Here is an 18,784-nt window from a genome sequence, read left to right as displayed (position 1 = left end):
TTTTACTGTAAACAGCAGGCTAATCCTAGTCCGTTTCGTTAAAATAGCCCTCTCGCTGATTGCAAGAGGCGACTCGACCTGACTTCCCTCCAAGTAGAAGGAGAAGACGAACTGCGATGCAGAATCTATACACTTGCCGAAAGATTCAATCCGGCAGAAAAACCGAACCGATTCATGTCAGCTCAGTGAATTTAAAGGAATTAAAAAAAGGAAGCACGTCAAAATTAGTCCGCGAGGAGTATCCGTCTATGAATATGAACATCCGTCAACTGTCCGTTCATGAGAACCCTCCGATGGAACTTTTGTTATCAGCAGACCCTTCTCAGAAAATAGTTGATGAATACTTGAAGAGCGGTCGATGTTTCATAGCTGAATCTAGGAATCAACGGATTGGCGTGTATGTGCTTCTCCCGACAAGACCGCAAACGATTGAAATTGTAAATCTTGCAGTAGAGGCGAGACATCAAGGTAACGGCATAGGAAAACGTCTTTTAAGACATGCCATCCAAACTGCACAAGCGATGGACTATACAACCATCGAAATCGGAACAGGAAACTCAAGCATCGGTCAGTTGGCGCTTTATCAAAAATGTGGATTTCGGATCGTCGGAGTCGACTTGAATTTCTTCTTGAGGCACTACGAAGAGGAGATTGTAGAAAACGGTATCCGGTGCACAGACATGATTCGGTTGTCTCAAGACATTTGAAACACCTCCACCTATACTTCGCTTAGAGGTGGAGGTAGCTCAAATGCATTCACCCAGTCAGCATCTGCTTAATCAGTAACGTCTTCCCGCTACGTTCACGCGGAATCTCACTGACCGCCTGCAGCGAAATCAGCATGTCACTTCCGAGTAGCCGCTTCAAATAATGACCGAGTTGTTTTTCATCGTTTGTTGAAAAACGTGCGGCATCCGCAATGTATAACAAGATGATTTCCCGGTTATTTTTTTGGACATACTGAATCCGTTCGACACTGTTCGGCAACACTTTGACGACACTCGCGAGCTGTCCCTCGAACACTTTTTGTCCGTCCGGTCGGACAAGATAACTTTTCCCGCGGCCGTCAATCGAATCGATGACCGGTCCCTTGTGACCACAGGAACACGTCTTGCCGCTGATCGTCATCCGGTCGCCGACCCGGTAACGGACGAGCGGGGTCCCGTGTGTATCAAAACTCGTGACGAGGACCTCGCCATCGGTGTCGAGTTCGACGATGCCCATCTCATGATGCAAATGTTTTTGACCGAGCCGACACTCGGAGATGATTGGTGCCCCTTCCGACGAGGCATACTGATCGAAGACGGGCGCATGGAACACGCCCTCCAGTAATTGACGCTCCGCTTCCGTCATCATCTCAGCCGTCGGGAAAATCGCCAGCGGACGACACGTCATCTCCATGCCGCTGCGTTTCGCGTGCCGTGCCAGTTCAATCATCGCCGATGGCAGACCATCGATCGAGTCCGGTTGAAACGTATTGATTGCTGCCAAATACGCCGTCATCGTCGCCGGATTAATCTTTTTGACCGTAAACAGTAATTGATTCAACGCCCGGTTCATCCGCCAATAGACCGGTGTTTGTTGGTGTTCAGCAACCAACACTTGCGCCGTGAAACTAATCCGCCGCATCCCTTTTTTGACGCCGTGCGTATATTTAAAATAATCTAAATGTGCCATCCGCCGCTGCATGTCTGCTTTCGTATAGTGGACTTGAATCGATTGTCCCGTCGTCCCACCCGTTTTTCCAAGAATCGGGGCTGCGACATCGGTGCGAATTCGTTCGATTTGGTGCCGTAACGTATCTTTTCGTAACACAGGAATTTGTTTTAATTGATTGAGATCCGTCAAGGGTAAGGTGACGCCGTGCCGCTTAAAAAGCTCTTGGTAATAGTCACTGTGCATCACACAAAACGCCAAAAAAGCATTCAGCCGTCTTAGCTGATCTGCCGCCACATCAATTGTTTGGTGCTCTTTTGCAATCAGTTCCTGAAAGCGCTCTTGATAAAACGCACCGTACCGCTCCCGTTGCAAGTGATACCCATGAAGTGTCGTCAATCCGTTTTGTAAGAAGATTGGTGCGTGCATATAAACCTGTTCCTTGATTCCCATCCTTACACGTCCTTTCTGATAACGATTCACCACGATGCGTCGAGCCCTTCTGCACGATTTCTTGATAGGTTGTTTTTACCCGGCATTTCTGACAGGAACATGATAAAAACTCCCATTCAACAGTTTCCTCTTGAAGTTTTATACAAAAAAAAAGACTAGCTCTGATTTCGGCTAGTCCAATCAATTGGCTCGTTCGTTGTCTGGAATCAATTGTTTAATCAACAACGTCTTCCCACTGATTTCTTTCGGAATTTCCGGAACCGCTTTTAAAAGGACATCCATTTGTCCACCGAACAAACGCTCTAACACGAAGTATAACTCCTTTTCATGCTCTTGTTTAAACCAACGTTCGTCCGGTACGTACAACATCACAACTTCATCCGCTTCTTCTTGGATGTACTGGACTCGTTCGATACAATTCGGGAACCGCCGCACGATTCCAGCGAGTTCCCCTTCAAAGATTCGATGCCCATTTTTCAACTGGATATAACTTCGTCCGCGTCCGTCAATCGATGCGATGATCGGACCACCATGCCCACATGGACACGTCTCGTGACTAAGCGTCATCCGGTCACCAATCCGGTAACGGACAAGGGGCGTACCATGTGTATCAAAACTCGTCACGAGAATTTGACCGTCTGCTTCGACTTCGATGATACCCATCTCATAATGGAGATGTTTTTTACCGTAGCGGCATTCGGCGACAATCGGTGCCCCTTCCGAGGAGGCGTACTGATCAAAGATCGGTGCATGAAATACTTCCTCGATTAAAGCACGTTCGTCCCGTGTCAACATTTCAGCCGTCGGAAAAATCGCCTTCGGACGGAATGTACAGTCGACAGCATGTTTTTTGGCGTATCGTGCAACTTCAATCATTCCCGACGGTAAACCATCAATCGACACTGGATTAAATCGGTTCAATTGTTCGATGTAAGCGGGAATTGTCAACGGGTTAATATTCTTAATTGAAAAAAGCATTTGATTGATCGCCTTATTCATCCGCCAATAGACGGGTGACTTTTGTTGTTCTGCCGCTAATGTCTGTCCCGTAAAACTCGCCCGGCGCATTCCCTGTTCAATTCCATGCGTCCATTTGAAATAGTCGAGGTGCGCCATGCGGATTTGCATGTCCTCTCTCGTATAATGGACTTGGATCGATTTCCCGGTCGTCCCGCCCGTCTTTCCAAGAATCGGCGCATGAATCCGCGCATGGACGTCGGCATTCCTTGTCCGTAGCGTCTCCTTATCGAGCAAGGGAATTTGTTTTAACTCTGACAACTGCGCAAGCGGAAGCTCAATCCGCTTCTTATCGAACAACTCTTTGTAGTACGGGCTATAGGCCTGACAAAACAGTAAAAACTGATTCAGGCGGGATAATTGCTCCTGCTCGGGATCAATCGATTGCCGTTCTTTCCGCTTCAATTCTTCTAACCGATTACGGTAGGCGGACCCGTAACGTTCCTGGTACAAGACCCGTCCGTAAAGCGTCGTTAGGATATTCTGAATGAAAATCGGTGAATGGAAATAAATCGATTCTTTGAGTTGCATATGTTCACTCCCCTTCCTCATCATTCGACGCGCGACCTGTCAGCAGTCGCCACACCTTCCCTGTTACTTACATCTTATTTCCAGTCCTGCCGCTAGACAACCAAATCTTAAGGCATAAGCTTAGCTTTTATTTAGATGCTGTTTTACATTAATAACTTCAGTTCACAAATGTAAGTTAACGGTCCTTGAAATGACAAAAAAAGATAACCGAAGTCCATCTGACAACGGCTACCTTCTTTAGTGTACTTGCATGTTTTGATTTCCGAATGACCGGATTTGGATGGCTCCGAGGACGAGCTCTAACTCCGTTTCATCTAACTGATCGATGATCTCCATGATCGTCAATGTCGTCCTGCCGTTATACAACTGAACGAGTAATTGACGTTCGACATCGACGGTTAAATCTTCGACAGGTTCCGCTAATAATTCTTGGTAAAAAAATTCACCCGTCTCCGGAAAAAAATAGTCACTGAACAATTGCATAAGCGCTAGATTACCCGTCGCTAAAAATAAGATTGATTGAAAAGAATACTTTTTACGGTTTCGTGCATTCAATCGCTTCAATATCATTTGGTAACGTGTATGATGACGTTCGTCCAAAAAACAGACAGCATTCATATCCGTCTCCCTCCCCTAAAAAATGATACTGTCCATCCCTCCAAAACAGTGCGCAAATCTTCTTTATTTGTTTTCCCTGTTTTAAAAAGATGAAGCATTTGTTTTTAACTATAACATTCGTTTGATTAAATCGCAGGTCGTTTGGGTAAATCTTTGTAGTAAGCAGCTAATGAGGAGGAATTGACATGACGCAACCACGTAAACGCCTGGCACTTGCCGGTGCGACAGGCTATATCGGACATAACCTACTAAATGAGTTGAAGAAAAAGTACGACGTCATTGCCTTGTCACGCAATGGTGACGATAAGGAAGATGAAGCGAATGTCGAATGGCGTTCGTGTGACCTTTTTTCGTTAGCGGATACGACAGCCGGATTAAAAGGAGCAGACATCGCAATCTACCTCGTCCACTCGATGATGCCGTCAGCAAAGTTGACGCAAGGCTCATTTGAAGACATGGACTTGATTTTAGCCGACAATTACGCACGCGCTGCAAAAGCAAACGGCATCCAGCAGATTGTTTACTTAAGTGGCATCATTCCGGACGAGACGGAAAATTTATCACGTCATCTTAAAAGTCGCCTTGAGGTCGAGCGCGTCCTCGGTGCATACGGTACACCGGTCACGACGATCCGCGCTGCGCTCATCGTCGGTCCGAAAGGGTCTTCGTTCCCGATTCTGTCAAAACTCGTCAAACGACTTCCCGTCATGCTTCTCCCGCGCTGGACGCGTAACAAAACACATCCCGTCGCGCTACCGGACGTCATTCATGCGCTCGGATCTAGCGTCGACCGCGAGGACCTCAAGGATCGTGCCATCGATATCGGCGGTCCGGAAGCGATGACGTACAAGGAAATGATTTTGAAGACGGCGGAAGTAATGGACAAAAAACAACCGACCTTCGACTTACCGTTGATGACCGTCAAATTGTCGCGGCTTTGGGTGACACTCATCTCTGGAGAACCGAAAGAAACCGTTTATCCGCTCGTCGAAAGTATGGTCCATGAGATGGTGGCGGATCCCGACAAGATGGTCGAGGGCATCAGTGACGGAAAAATTTCATTCGAGCAATCCGTACGGATGGCGATGGAAGAAGAAGAAGAAGAGTCGAAATCAAAAAAATCAGGAAGCTCTTCATCGCACCAGAAATCACAAACGCTTGATGTCCGGTCCGTCCAACGTGTCCGTCTTCCAGACGACCGGAACGCGAACTGGGCTGCCGACAATTATGTCGATTGGTTATCGACGTTCGCGAAACCTTTTCTTACATCGAAGACAGCGGAAGAAACAGTCGTTCGGATTCATGTTCCGTTGCTTGACGCCCCGTTGCTTGAACTGACGAAAGAACCATTCGAAGACGATCAACAGGCAACGTACCGAATTACGGGCGGCTTGTTTGCTCAAGTTAAAGAAGATAGCAATGGACGCATCGAGTTCCGGCAAATCCCGGGTTCGCAAGAGTGTATCATCGCGATTCATGAATATGTTCCCGCATTACCATGGTTGCTCTATAAAACGACCCAGGCGAATGTCCATCTCATCGTCATGTATCTCTTTAAACTGCACCTGCTACGCTTGATGCAGACGACAGAAGAACAGCCCGACGAATCAGACATGATCGTTCCGGAACCGAACTGAATCAGCACTGTTTTTAGAGGCTTCTCACGATTCGTGAGCGCCTCTTTTTTCGTGTGCAACCGTAAGATGACGAAAGCAAAATAAACATGATACACTTACAATTGACTGTAAGAAAGGGGTTACAATTTGCATGCGCTCATTTGAAGAACGATTGACGAACCACCTGGAAGCGACGGCGCTTCTCGCGACACTGATTCAACCTTCACGCGATCAGCTCCGACTCGATAAATTAGATACATTTTCAAAGAAGTTATTACGACGCGACTATACGATTGCCTTCGCCGGTCATTTTTCTGCCGGTAAATCCAGTATGATCAATGCCTTGACGGGCGAATCCATTCTCCCGACGAGTCCCATTCCGACGAGTGCAAATATCGTCACGCTTCGTCAAGGCGAGACCGACGAAGCGATTGTTTCCTTCCATGATCGAAAAGCAGTCCGTCTAGCCTCGGAAGATGATTTGCAACACTTACGCCATTTCGGCCGTGACGGCACCGTCCAACAAATCGACATCACCCATGCGACATCCACTTTACCACCTGGTCTCGTCCTGATGGATACGCCAGGCGTCGACTCCGTTGATGACGCCCACCGGATTTCGACTGAATCGGCGTTACATGTCGCCGACTTAATCTTTTATGTCATGGACTATAATCATGTCCAATCTGAACTGAACTTCAGCGTCACAAAAGACTTGCTCGCTTCTGTTCCTGAACTCTATTTAATCGTCAATCAAATCGACAAACACCAAACATCCGAGCTGTCATTCGATGCCTTTAAACGATCCGTCGAAAAATCGTTTACTGAGCATGGTGTTCAGCCGAAAGGCATTTTCTTCACGAGCCTGCGTGAGCCGGAATTCGCGGGGAACGACTTTTCTGCCGTCAAGCGATTGGTCGACCAAAGTATTCGTGACGCCCAGCCGAAATTGATCGAATCCGCTCAAACGACGCTCGAGGTCTTACACCAGGAACACATCAACTATTTAGAAGACATGATTGAAGAAGCATCTGACGCCATGCGGGATACGGTCTCGGCGACCGAACGCGCAGAAGCGGAGCGTGTGTTTGACCGGCATGCACAAGTCAAACATCAATTGACCCTGTTTGCTCCTGAACAATGGAGCAGCCGTTTTTCGGCACACCGGGAAAGTTTACTTCGCAATGCGACGCTGATGCCGTTTGAATTGCGCGAAAAGATGAAAACGTTCCTCGAATCTCGGCAACCTGCATTCAAGGTCGGATTGTTCCGGAGCGCTAAAAAAACACAGGCGGCGCAACAAGTCATCGCTGACGATGTCCTGCGCGCTCTCCAGTCTGTCACTGCTTCTGAAATTGCGCTTCACCTTCGAAAACTTATGAAACAATCGCTAGCGGAAATTGATTTGCTGTCTGACGAGCACTCGTTACGAATCGATCAACTCCCACTTGATCCACCGTTAGCCGTCATTGAGGAAGCACTTCAAGACGGCATCACGATTACCGGGGAATCGGTCTTGCAATTCACGAATCGGGTCGTTGCATCGGTCAGTGCTTGGTACGTCAAGGAAACGAACCATTGGCGAGAAGCGGTCCGCCAGGAGTTGACGCATGAAAACATTCCTGCGAAAGCGACGCTTCAAGCTGAATTTGAAACGCTCGAACAAAAATGTGACGTGATGACAACGTTCAAGAATGCGGAACAGGTGTTAATAAGCTACCTCGCACGAGCGAACGAACCGACCACTGACGATATGACAGCGGCACGTGAGCAACTAGAACAGTGGCGTACGCAGCTTACGCAGGCGACGCTCGACATTGAGACGTTTACAGGGATCAATCCAGTCGTGACACAAGAGATGGAGACTACGCATGAAGAAACGCTTCAAGCTGTCCCATCCCGTTATACATTAGAAGAGATGCAGCAAATCCAGACCATTCTCTCCGGTGTTCGCGGGTTCGAGGACGCTACGAAGTATTTGCAACAAAAGCTTGCGCGCGTGACGACAAGCGACTTTACGATTGCCTTATTCGGTGCTTTCAGCGCCGGCAAATCTTCGTTTTGTAATGCTTTGCTCGGTCATCGTGTCCTACCGGTCTCACCGAACCCGACGACGGCATCCATCAATCGGATTAAACCGGTCACGGCGACGCATGTCCACGGGACCGCAACGATCCGGTTTAAATCGGAGACTGACCTTCTCAACGACTTGAACGAAGCCCTGCAAACGTTTGACGCAACGATGCCGTCAGTCACTGCCGTCGTCACATGGTTGCGCGAACGGACGACAAGCGACTTGAACGATGCCTCTTTCTTACGCGCGTTCCTAAAAGGATATCCGACGGTCGAACCTTTCATCGGTACAGAACAGACAGTCGATCAATCGGCATTCGAGGAGTATGTCGCACAGGAACACCTCAGTTGTTTCGTCGATGTAATCGACCTGTATTTCGACAGCCCGTTGACACGTCTCGGAATCACGCTCGTCGATACACCGGGTGCCGATTCCATCAATGCCCGGCATACGGACGTCGCATTTGAATACATTAAAAATGCGGATGCGATTCTGTTCGTCACCTACTACAATCACGCCTTCGCCCGAGCCGATCGTGAATTTTTGATTCAACTCGGCCGGGTTAAGGATGCATTCGAGCTCGACAAAATGTTTTTCGTCGTCAATGCGATTGATCTCGCAACTTCGACAGCGGAACAGCAAGATGTCCTACACTATGTCGGCACGGAACTAAAACGGTTCGGCATCCGTGCACCACGCCTGTTCGGCGTCTCGAGCCTCAACGCCCTTGCCGAGAAACAACAAGGGATTGATGAACAATCCGGCATCGATTCGTTCGAACAAGCCTTCCATCGCTTCTTGAACCATGATTTGAAAGGGCTCGCGCTTCAATCCTTGACGGAAGAGACGGACAAGACAATTTACCGCCTTAATCAATTGATTGATCAGACAGAACGGAACATCGCCAGAAAAGATGCCCGATTGACGGAACTCGATGCGCTCGAACAAGAGATCACGGCACACTTCTCGAACGGTCGGGTCGAACTCGTTCACCATGAGCTATTTGCTGAGATTCATGAATTGTTACATCACGTCAATCAACGCATCTATTACCGCTTCCCAGACTTTTTCAAGGAAGCCTATCATCCGGTCCGGTTTGCGAACGCGACGAAAGCAGTCGCTTTGCAACAAGCACTCATCGAATTACTCGGATTTTTGCGGTATGATTTTGAACAAGAATTACGTGTCACCCATTTCCGGATCGATAGCTGGGTCCAACGTGCCATCGCAAAGCGTCTTGACGAAGAGGCGATGTATGCTGCGAAACTGAACCCGTCGTTCCAACTATCACCACTCGATCCGCCAACGCTACCTCCAATGACGTTCAGCGGTCCGTTCCAAGATGACACGAAATACCGTTCCGTCAAAAGCTACTTCCGGAACGCAAAGGCTTTCTTCGAACGGAACGAGAAGGAGCACTTAAAAGACGCGCTGGTCGCGTTGACGAAACCGGATGCCGTTAGTTATCTCGAAGGCGAAGAGTCGCGCCTTCGTCATCTAACGGAGCAACATCTCGACGAGGTCTTCGCGACACTCTATGCCGAATGGACAGAGACATTATTGAGCCAAATTGAGACGGAACGTTCGACTTTGACGGATGCGCATCCACTGGACTCATTCAAGGGTGCCCAAGCGGAACTGCATGACGTATTTGAGCAGTCGGTTCACTAAAACAGTGGGCTGACGCTTTAAGATTTGTTCAGGTATCTGTCATGAATGAGAAGACTATACAATGGAAAACGCCGCTGTCCCCCGTGTGTAAAACGGAAACATCGGCGTTTTTTTGTATGAGCGGCGGGAAAGGAACAACGATTTCTCACGCCTACTCTTCAAACCAGTGATTTCGGATAAAATAAACCGTCATCCCGATTGCGACGAGCACCATCACGCCAAGCGTAATGAAGTAACCATAGCGGACCGTCAGCTCGGGCATATATTGAAAGTTCATCCCGTAGATGCCGGCGATGAACGTCAACGGCATGAAAATCGTCGTAAAGATCGTCAACGTTTTCATGATGTTATTCATGCGGTAGGAGTTCAAAGATATGAAGTTTTCCCGGAATTCCGACGTCATCGCCCGATTGTATTCAATCATGTCGTTTAACTTCAGCAAATGGTCGTAGATGTCACGGAAAAATGCTTGTTTGTTCGGATGAATCGCCAGTCGTTTCGATTCGATGACCCGATACAGTAAATCCCGCATCGGTAAGACCGTCCGTGCGAGTTCAAGCAAGTCTGAGCGGATGTCAAAGATATCTTCCATGATTTGTTTGTCATTGCCTGCTTGTTCATATCGACCTTCGAGTGAAAAAATGCGGTCTTCCAGGTTATGAACGATCGGGAAATACCCGTCGACGATTTTATCCATGATTTTATGGACAACTTCGACCGTTAGATGTTCTTCATGCCCTGTCAATTTTTGAAATGCCCGAAACACGAAGTCCACTTCCCGTGACGCCTGCTCATGATACGAAATGACGTATTGTTCACTCGCAAATAGATTGATTTCTTTCCCTTTTAACGAAGGTTCTTCAACCGCATGCAATACAAAAAAACTGTAGCCGTCATAATATTCGAGTTTCGGTCGCTGTAAGTATTGAAAACAATCTTCTATCGCGAGCGGATGAAACGTAAACGAGGAGACGAGTAACTGTTTCTCCTGTTCTGTCGGTTGGTCGAAATCAACGAAATACCACTTAATGTCCGACCGCGTTAAGCGATCGAGATTCGTATCGACGAAAACATGATTGTCCTGTGTGACAATGAGGGCACGAATCACCAATGAACACCTTCCTTGCTATTTTCTCACTTTAGTATGGCAAAACCGACCTTAAATAGCCATCATCAAAAAAAGGACTTGCGCCAATTAGCAACACAGTCCTTAATCGTTCACCCGCGTTCAAAATAAAAGCCACTCCAATAGACTTGGCGATATGTGAATTCTTTCCCACTTTTCGTTGTCACGAGCATCTCATCTTCCGAGACGACAGCAATCTTGATCGGCGTTTCACCATGATCCGTCAAGTAATTGAGTATTTCAAGATGGCGGTTCAACCACATACGGCGCCGAAACCAACGAAAACGGCTAAATGCGGCGCTAAAGTGGAGAATCGACAATAACATGATGATCATTCCGAATGGAAGCGGGATTTGGAAGAGCGCGATGATATAAAGATCGGCGATGATGAGGAAAACAGACAGCCCCATCTCCGTCATCTCCATGAAGGAAGCTTTATACGTCGCGTAATATGTCATGACCCGGAACAAAATGATCACGGTCAAGTACGGTACGAAATAAAGTTGGAATACATTGTCGGAGCCACTATTCATGAACATCAATAAGGGTAAGAAGAAGAGCAACTTCCAGATCAGGATGGCGGAATAAAACAAAGTGTGGTCCGTGTAGCGTTTGCGTACGATGGTTTGACTAATGTTCATTGCCTTCCCCTCCTTCAAAAGTGACTGAGTGCTAAGCCATTGATGTCGGGACGTGATGCCTATAAGGGTATCTTTCCTGATTGGACGGTTTCTAATCGTCTATTTTGCAATTATACGCGTCCGTATGTAAAGTATACGAAATATTCCGAAAAAAAGATTCGATTTCCCATCATTCCCCACACTTCAATGACACATTTGAATTTAGATTTGTCGCTTTGCCCTTTTTTCTTTAGACTAAAGAAAGACCGTCATTAGAAAAGAGTTGAATTGACATGTACACACACATCATCGTCGGCGCCGGTATTCTCGGTGCTTCGACAGCCTATCACCTATCAAAACAAGGGGCGACCGTGCTTTTGATTGACCGAAAAGAGAGCGGACGCGCAACCGATGCAGCAGCCGGCATCATCTGCCCCTGGATGACACAACGTCGCAATAAAGCCTGGTACCGCTTAGCAAATAATGGCGCTCACTATTACGATACGTTAATCGAAGAACTGGAAGCGCTTGGCGAAACCGCGACCGGGTACCGAAAAGTGGGCACGATCGCGCTACATGAATCATCAAAAATCGAGAAGATGAATACGATTGCTGAAAATCGATTCCCGGAAGCCCCAGGCATCGGACGCATCGAACGACTCGACGCTTCTCAGGTCAAATCTCTATTTCCATTGATCGATACTGTCGAAGACGCGTTGTTCGTCTCCGGCGGGGCTCGCGTCGATGGTCGTGCCTTGCGTGGCGCACTCGAGCGGGCGGCAATCCATTACGGGGCGACCGTTATTGATGCGGATGCTGAATTACTCATCGAAACAGGACAAGTGAAAGGTATTTCAATCGATGGACAACCGCATTACGCGAAGCACGTGATTTTGACGGCTGGGGTCTGGATCAATGAATTGTTACGTCCGCTCAAGCTCGAACTCGATATCCGGACGGAAAAAGGACAAATCCTTCATCTTGATTTAGAGGAAATGAAAACGAAACATTGGCCCGTCATCATGGGGCAACGTGGACTCTATCTCGTGTCGACGGAAGATGGTCGCCTTGCTTTAGGTTCGACCCATGAAAAACAACTTGATTACAACTTACAACCGACCGTCAAAGGGATGCATGCGCTCTTAACGCGTGCCCTCCCTGTCGCACCACGACTCGAAGAAACGAACATCTATGAAATGCGGGTTGGTCTACGTCCCTACACGAGTAATTCGTTACCGGTCATCGCCTCACTCGATGCTCACCCGAACGTTTTCATCGCGAACGGCCTCGGTGCATCCGGATTGACGATCGGCCCTTATCTCGGACGCGAGCTCGCAGAACTGGCGTTAAATCAACCGATCGAGATTCCGTTAAGTGATTACGTTCCGACTTATCACAACTAATTTGTTTGACGATAGGAGATGACCCATGGATCCGATTAAACCATTTGTACCCGTCGAAACCTTTACCGCGTTAGATATTCGTGTCGGGACGATTCGTTCTCTCATCCGTGACGAGAATGAAACACACCTTCTCAACGTGACGGTCGACTTCGATGGACACGATCACTCTTTTTTACTCGACTGGGTCGAAACCCGGTTCGACTATGAAGAAATTTTAGGGAAACAAGCCATCGCGATCCTGAACGTCGAGGGCGTACGCGCCGGTTTCACAGGTCGTATCCTTGAACTCGGTCCGCTCGATCAACTGATGCCCGTCCTCGTATGTCCGGAACATCCAATTCCGGACGGAAGTCGCGTCAGCTGAGACTTCGCCTGATAGTTCTGCATGCCGCGTCTTTTCGGTTAAACAGTTTCAAGCGGAAAATCCAATGCAACTTTATCTACACGCAAATAGAAGGGATCGCCCATCAACTTTAAGATGGCAATCCCTTCTATTTTATCGTCAGTTAGCGGTGTGCCAGCCTTTCTTCCATCGTCATGATCGCGTTAGCCGTTCGTCTTCTCAAGGTAATGGACGCTGAAGTGATGATTGGCGTCCGTCCAGTAAGTGACGGCCCGAAAGCCACTTTTACCTGCCAACTGCTGAAATTCTTCGATGCTATATTTGTAAGAATTTTCTGTATGAATCGTTTCACCTTCCTGGAACGTAAACGGCTGACCGTTGATTTGTACGATCTGGTCAATCCGACTGCGGATGTGCATCTCGATTCGACCTTGCGCCTCATTATAAAATGCTACATGCTCAAACCTTGTTTGATCAAATGTTCCATCTAAGACACGATTGATGTGGGTCAGGATGTTTAAGTTGAACGCTTCCGTGACGCCGGCCATATCGTTATACGCCCGATGAAGAATGTCCGGATTTTTTTTCGTATCGACACCGATTAAAAAGCCGTCTCCCACTTCGAGTAAATGAGATGAATGGCGCAAGAACTCCATCGCCTCCGCCGGATCAAAGTTACCAATCGTCGATCCCGGGAAGAAGATAACTTTTTTCAGTGCGCGGTCGACCGGTAGTGTGATCGGTGTCGAATAGTCGCCACAAACCGCTTTAATCGAGAGATTTGGATAATCTTTAGACAACTCCGCCGCCGACTGTAGTAAATAGTCCTTCGAGATATCGATTGGGACATATTCTTCCAACCCGTGCAGCGAACTGAGCAGACTTTTGATTTTCCGACTACTGCCACTCCCATACTCAATCAATGTATGGACAGGACCAATCTTATCTGCAATCGTCGTTTGGTGCGTCGTCAAAATCTCGAGTTCAGTGCGCGTCGGATAATATTCCGGTTGTTGCGTAATCTGCTCGAACAGTTCCGACCCCGTTTGATCGTAAAAATACTTGGCGTGAAGCGTTTTAGCCGGTTTCGATAAACCAGCTATGACTTCTTCTAACATATTTTGCTGCGTCGTATATAAATCAAAGCTTTTTACCTGCTGACTCATCTTACAGGTCACCTGCCAAACGGAACCCACTGAATTGCCACCGTTTATCCGGCGGGAAGAAATTACGGTACGTCTCACGGATGTGATCGTCCGGCGTCACACACGCGCCACCCCGTAACACCATCTGGTTAGACATGAACTTTGCATTGTATTCACCTAGTGCTCCTTCAAGCGGTCGACTGCCCGGGTATGATGAATAGGCACTGGCCGTCCATTCCCAAACGTCACCAAACATTCCTGTCAATTCGTGCTCGGCCCGTACAACCGATGCCGGATGATACGTTCCTCGTCCCATCATGTTCCCTTGTCTTGCGACCGTTTTTGCCGCATGCTCCCACTCCGCTTCCGTCGGGAGACGTTTTCCTTTCCAGCGACTATAAGCATCCGCCTCATAAAAGCTGACGTGACAAACCGGTTCGTCGAGTGCGAGTGGTTCGACACCACTTAATGTGAAGACAGACCAGTCCCCCGACTCATCCTTCATCCAGTAGAGCGGTGCTTTCCAGCCGAGTTGCTTGATGACTTGGTACCCGTCAGAAAGCCAATATTCAGACGTCTCATAACCCCCAGCTTCGATGAAAGCTAAGTATTCCCCGTTCGTCACGGGCGCAGTTGCCAGTTCAAATGGATTCAACCATACTTTATGGACAGGACTTTCGTTGTCAAACGCAAAGCCGGTCCCATCATGGCCGATTTCAATCAATCCTCCATCGAATGTTTTGTAAGCAGGACTGACATTGGTTTCAGCAGTCGGCACGACCGCTTTATTTTGATAGGCCGGTAACAAGGGATTGACGAACAAGTTAAATTTCATATCCATCAAAATAAGTTCCTGATGTTGCTGTTCATGTTGTAATCCCATCTCAATCAAACCTTCAATTTTCTTTTGACTCGCCGCGTCGCGATCTTGTCTCAAGAACGTATCGATTGCCGCATCGACGTACGAGCGGTAGGCGATGATTTCACTTACAGTCGGCCGCGACAAGACACCTCTTTGATGGCGCGGTTGATACGGACCGATTGAGTTGTAATACGAATTGAACAGATAATTGAACTGTGGATTAAACACTTGATACGCTGCATCGTATTCCTGTAAAATCATCCGTTCGAAAAACCATGTCGTATGCGCGATATGCCATTTAGCCGGACTTACATCAGCACTTGCTTGGATTACGAAATCTTCCGGTTCAAGTGGATCAATCAATTCAATTGTCTTATCACGGACTCGCGTAAACTTTTCGATTAAGTACGTTGTCGTTTCTGTGTTCATATGCTATGCCACCCCTTTTAATGTAATTTTCTGAAAAAATAACCATTTAACTATTACCCTGTTTTTATGGGAAGTATGCAAAAAAAAAGCAGACGTCGTCAAGACCGTCTGCTTTTTCTACTTTTAATTGCCTTAAAATACTTTATCCCCATTAAAGATTGAGTTCTTGACGACGACATAGTCGACCGTCCGAATCGCTTGCAGTTTATTTCCTCCGGCGTACGAGATCGACGATTGCAAATCTTGCTCCATCTCCGTCAATGTATCGGCTAAGCTCCCTTTATGCTCAACAAACATCTTTTTCCCCTCGACGTTCTTTTTTTCACCTTTTTGGAACTCTGATGCCGAACCAAAGTATTCTTTGACGCGGACACCATCGACTTCATGCGTTTCACCAGGCGATTCTTCGTGCCCGGCAAACAATGAACCGATCATGACCATCGTCGCACCAAAACGGACGGATTTCGCAATATCACCGTGTGTCCGAATTCCTCCATCCGCGATGATCGGCTTGCTCGCAGCTTTAGCGCACCAGCGAAGTGCTGCCAGTTGCCAACCGCCTGTTCCGAATCCTGTTTTAATCTTCGTGATGCAGACTTTCCCGGGTCCGATTCCGACTTTCGTCGCATCCGCACCTGCATTCTCAAGTTCACGGACAGCTTCCGGCGTTCCGACATTTCCAGCGATGACGAAACTGTTCGGTAAAAATCGTTTAATGTGCTGAATCATTTGAATGACTGCGTCTGAATGACCATGCGCGATGTCAATCGTAATATACTCCGGCACGAGCCCTGCCTGTGCGAGTTCTTCGATGAACACGTATTCTTCGATCTTGACGCCGACACTAATCGACGCGATTAAGTTTTTTGCTTGCATCGTCTCAACGAACGTCCGCCGTTTTTCTGGTTCAAAGCGATGCATAATATAGAAATAACCATTTTCGGCTAAGTACGTCGCAATCGATTCATCGATGATGGTTTGCATGTTCGCCGGGACGACCGGCAGTTTGAATCGTCTTCCACCAAACTCGACCGTCGTATCACACTCAGATCGACTGCCAACGATTGACTTTGCGGGAATCAATTGAATATCTTCATAATCAAATACTACATCCATTTTCAACACTCCAAATAACGAATATTTTTTAAACTATCGTTTATAATCGTTCGTACTTGAACACTATATCGAATGCAGAATGTCATGTCAAAGGATTTAGAGTAATTTGTCATCTAAAAACAAATGTTTTTATCTTATAAATGAGTTATCGTTCGTTTTTTCATTCGATTTTATGTCTTAATCGCTCTAATCAGTCTTTTCACCAGTCAAAATATCTTAATTTTGAATTTCGGATGAAAATCGATGTTAGATCATGCAACGCGAATGAGCGTGTAGACAAAATCTTATGAAGCGTGAACAGGCTATAACGAGAGGCAATCCGTTCGCGCTTCCCTGTCTCGCCTCGTCTTCAAAGCGGCAACTGATCGCGCCGCTACAGCAAAGCTGAAGGGTCGCGACCGATTGCTTTTCACGGTCTAAAGCGATTCGAGACGGATTGCGCTCTAAACTGTCTGCATGACTGGATTTCTGTCACGGTATTGCCTGAAAATCGTCATGTTTCGTTGACTCCTACGGGGCAAAGTACGTTTTTAACGCACTTTCAGAGGCAGGCAAGACCCTGCTCGTCGTCCGCTAGGATCCAAGGAGCAATGGCGCGCCTCGTCCGAGGAAAGCAACGAAAAAAGACGCTGTATCTCCCGATAGCACGTTGTCTACAGTCTAGCGAATGATAGTCGTTCTTCAAAATGAAAGTACGTCCATTCAAGCGATTCACCATTAAAACAGCCAATCAGGCGTGTTAGTCGAATGAATAATCCAGTTTCTTCATATAATGTGCGAATGACTGCATACACAGAAGGTTCACCTTATTCGATTGTACCCGCGGATGATCGCGACGACAAAAGACTAAAAAGTAATGGCGTTTTAGTTTTTTGCACCATGCACTATACTACGTCGACATCGACAACAATCATTTTCTCCTCACACTAAAAATTCTTCTTTTAATAGTGCGAACATCGTGAAGTCTTCCCAGTTTCCATTAATATATAGACTTTTCCTAGCAAGTCCCTCTCTTCGAAAGCCTACTTTTTCGAGAACACGGCTCGATCCAATGTTCTCAGGCATCACTTCCGCTCGTAACCGATGAAATGCATACTTGTCAAAGAGCAGTGCAACTGCTTGACTGACCGCTTCAGCCATCAATCCTTGACCATTGTAATTTCGATCAAGTTGATAGCCGATCATACATGTTTCAGCCGGAAACCGTTCAATGAACGAAGCAGATACTTCGCCGATTAATGCATTGTTCTCCTTCAGGAAAACACCAAACGCATAGTAACGATCATCTTGCATCTTTTGTAATGTTTGACGAATCCGTTCTTGGTGGGCTCCAAGTGAATATTGATCTTCTTTCGGCTTAAGTGGCATCCAAAATTCAAAGTGCCCCCGGTTTCGTACGTTCAGTTCCAGCAATTCTAATGCATCTTCTTCTATATAAGGTCTAATAAAAACACGACTCATCCTTAAACAGCTCCTTTTTAAGTAACACGCCCTATAAATATCTTGAAGTTAAACAGTTTAAACGTTTGATTATTATGTCTTGGGGAAAACAACCTAAGCAGAACAGATGACAATTCAATGACAATCATTTAACGACATGACATTAAGGAGGAGAGCATGAAGACAGACCAAGAACTATTCGAACAAATCGAATTAAAAAATAGTCATGCCCTCGAGTTACTTTACGATCGGTATGAAACTTCTCTTTACCTTCTACTTAGACGCGTGACAACGGATGAAACACGGATTCAACGGACGTTGACACATATTTTTAAAGCCGTTTGGACGGAGCCACGCCGGCATGCTTCCATTCACGGTTATGTCATGGCAGCAATTAAGCACGTCCGACACCCTCATCAGCCTGTCCATTGATTACAAACAGACCTTGCCACTTTTATTCGTTAGGTCGACGCCGAACCCTTTAAAATTTAAGTACATCTGAAGTCATTTCAAGTTTTTTAACAAAAGTTAACGATTATTTCTGTTTATTCCTTCCTTTTTTTTCGAAGGCATGCTATATTATTAAGTAATTATTGTTGTTCGGTGGAGATACAAAGTTTACGCTTTAACTCGATGAAATTGATCACGGTAGTAATAATCAGTG

15 protein-coding genes are annotated in these 18,784 nt (G+C 46.9%); 6 read left to right on the top strand and 9 right to left on the bottom strand.

All coding sequences use genetic code 11. From position 1 onward, the window contains the following. Positions 1-254 precede the first annotated feature (254 nt). A complete protein-coding gene (locus KNQ05_RS04815; protein ID WP_214805056.1) occupies positions 255-707 on the top strand; it encodes a GNAT family N-acetyltransferase in 453 nt (150 codons plus the stop codon). Positions 708-756: 49 nt separating this feature from the next. Here KNQ05_RS04815 and KNQ05_RS04810 read toward each other — a convergent pair whose 3' ends face one another. The 3 genes from KNQ05_RS04810 to KNQ05_RS04800 form a co-directional block, all read right to left on the bottom strand. Next, positions 757-2,109, bottom strand: a complete 1,353-nt coding sequence (locus KNQ05_RS04810; protein ID WP_214804491.1) for a phenylacetate--CoA ligase family protein — start codon at positions 2,107-2,109, stop codon at positions 757-759. Between the two features lie 180 nt (positions 2,110-2,289). After that, entirely contained in the window at positions 2,290-3,657 is a 1,368-nt protein-coding gene (locus tag KNQ05_RS04805) for a phenylacetate--CoA ligase family protein (RefSeq protein WP_214765039.1), read from the bottom strand. 237 nt (positions 3,658-3,894) lie between these two features. Then, entirely contained in the window at positions 3,895-4,275 is a 381-nt protein-coding gene (locus KNQ05_RS04800; RefSeq protein ID WP_029330360.1) for a hypothetical protein, read from the bottom strand. A 185-nt stretch (positions 4,276-4,460) separates the two neighbouring features. Between KNQ05_RS04800 and KNQ05_RS04795 the strand changes: the two genes are divergently transcribed. Together KNQ05_RS04795 and KNQ05_RS04790 are read left to right on the top strand one after the other, a co-directional pair. Continuing rightward, positions 4,461-5,912, top strand: a complete 1,452-nt coding sequence (locus KNQ05_RS04795) for an NAD(P)H-binding protein (protein ID WP_088837222.1) — start codon at positions 4,461-4,463, stop codon at positions 5,910-5,912. 130 nt (positions 5,913-6,042) lie between these two features. Further along, entirely contained in the window at positions 6,043-9,636 is a 3,594-nt protein-coding gene (locus KNQ05_RS04790) for a dynamin family protein (RefSeq protein WP_214804489.1), read from the top strand. 151 nt (positions 9,637-9,787) lie between these two features. Here KNQ05_RS04790 and corA read toward each other — a convergent pair whose 3' ends face one another. Then, positions 9,788-10,744 carry a magnesium/cobalt transporter CorA gene (gene corA, locus KNQ05_RS04785; RefSeq protein WP_088838498.1) on the bottom strand — a complete coding sequence of 319 codons (957 nt, stop codon included), beginning with the start codon at positions 10,742-10,744 and terminating at the stop codon, positions 9,788-9,790. 110 nt (positions 10,745-10,854) lie between these two features. Continuing rightward, the gene (locus tag KNQ05_RS04780; RefSeq protein ID WP_214804487.1) at positions 10,855-11,403 is read right to left on the bottom strand and encodes a hypothetical protein; all 549 of its coding nucleotides are present in this window, start codon (positions 11,401-11,403) and stop codon (positions 10,855-10,857) included. A gap of 272 nt (positions 11,404-11,675) precedes the next feature. Here KNQ05_RS04780 and KNQ05_RS04775 point away from each other — a divergent pair, with 272 nt between their 5' ends. Together KNQ05_RS04775 and KNQ05_RS04770 are read left to right on the top strand one after the other, a co-directional pair. Next, complete coding sequence (locus KNQ05_RS04775) at positions 11,676-12,785, top strand: NAD(P)/FAD-dependent oxidoreductase (RefSeq protein WP_214804485.1); 1,110 nt, start codon at positions 11,676-11,678, stop codon at positions 12,783-12,785. A 25-nt stretch (positions 12,786-12,810) separates the two neighbouring features. Then, positions 12,811-13,149 carry a hypothetical protein gene (locus KNQ05_RS04770; RefSeq protein ID WP_088837226.1) on the top strand — a complete coding sequence of 113 codons (339 nt, stop codon included), beginning with the start codon at positions 12,811-12,813 and terminating at the stop codon, positions 13,147-13,149. Positions 13,150-13,331: 182 nt separating this feature from the next. Here the strand turns inward: KNQ05_RS04770 and egtD are convergent, their stop codons facing one another. The 4 genes from egtD to KNQ05_RS04750 form a co-directional block, all read right to left on the bottom strand. Then, positions 13,332-14,294 carry an L-histidine N(alpha)-methyltransferase gene (egtD, locus tag KNQ05_RS04765; RefSeq protein WP_088837227.1) on the bottom strand — a complete coding sequence of 321 codons (963 nt, stop codon included), beginning with the start codon at positions 14,292-14,294 and terminating at the stop codon, positions 13,332-13,334. Between the two features lies 1 nt (position 14,295). Continuing rightward, complete coding sequence (egtB, locus tag KNQ05_RS04760) at positions 14,296-15,564, bottom strand: ergothioneine biosynthesis protein EgtB (RefSeq protein WP_214765052.1); 1,269 nt, start codon at positions 15,562-15,564, stop codon at positions 14,296-14,298. A gap of 132 nt (positions 15,565-15,696) precedes the next feature. After that, a complete protein-coding gene (gene guaC / locus KNQ05_RS04755; RefSeq protein WP_088837229.1) occupies positions 15,697-16,680 on the bottom strand; it encodes a GMP reductase in 984 nt (327 codons plus the stop codon). Positions 16,681-17,601: 921 nt separating this feature from the next. Then, a complete protein-coding gene (locus KNQ05_RS04750) occupies positions 17,602-18,141 on the bottom strand; it encodes a GNAT family N-acetyltransferase (protein ID WP_214765056.1) in 540 nt (179 codons plus the stop codon). A gap of 156 nt (positions 18,142-18,297) precedes the next feature. Here KNQ05_RS04750 and KNQ05_RS04745 point away from each other — a divergent pair, with 156 nt between their 5' ends. Beyond that, positions 18,298-18,552 (top strand): RNA polymerase sigma factor, encoded by a 255-nt coding sequence (locus tag KNQ05_RS04745; protein ID WP_088837231.1) that lies wholly within the window; start codon positions 18,298-18,300, stop codon positions 18,550-18,552. The last annotated feature ends 232 nt before the right edge of the window (positions 18,553-18,784 follow it).

Source organism: Exiguobacterium sp. s125, assembly GCF_018618605.1.
GTDB lineage: Bacteria > Bacillota > Bacilli > Exiguobacteriales > Exiguobacteriaceae > Exiguobacterium_A > Exiguobacterium_A oxidotolerans.
The sequence above is the reverse complement of the archived record's forward strand: the minus strand, read 5'-3'. Positions and strand labels throughout refer to the sequence as shown.